Source organism: Paracraurococcus lichenis, assembly GCF_030657435.1.
Lineage (GTDB): Bacteria > Pseudomonadota > Alphaproteobacteria > Acetobacterales > Acetobacteraceae > Paracraurococcus > Paracraurococcus lichenis.
On record NZ_JAUTWS010000512.1, the window covers coordinates 1 to 394 of the forward strand.

A 394-nucleotide genomic window follows, 5' to 3' on the forward strand; every position below is an offset into this window, starting at 1 on the left:
TCAGCGGTCCGCAACCTGCACCGCGTCCGGCGCACCGCGCCGGGCGCCGTCGGCGCAAGCGCCCGCGCGGTCGCGGGCGATCACCTCGACGCCGGGGTTCGCCTGCAGCCATGCCGCCAGGGTGTCCGCCTGCCGGTCAGCCAACAGGTCGATGACGCGGTTGCGTTCGAGATCGACCAGCACCGTCCCGTAACGATAGCCTCGACGCCAGGCCCAGTCGTCGACCGCCAGCACCCGTGGCGGCGGAAAGGCGGGCGCAGACGAGCTCCCCTGGCGCACCAGGCGCAGCAAGGTGGAGGGACTGACCGGCATCGCCAGCATGGCGGCCAGCGGCGCGCCGGCACCGCCGCCCAGGGCGAGGCCGATCTGCCGTTGCTGCTCGCCCAGCCGGCAG

General features: G+C 74.6%; 1 pseudogene. It reads right to left on the bottom strand.

Annotated features, from left to right (window positions below):
* Positions 1-394: pseudogene (locus Q7A36_RS41030) on the bottom strand (ISL3 family transposase); the annotation flags it as partial.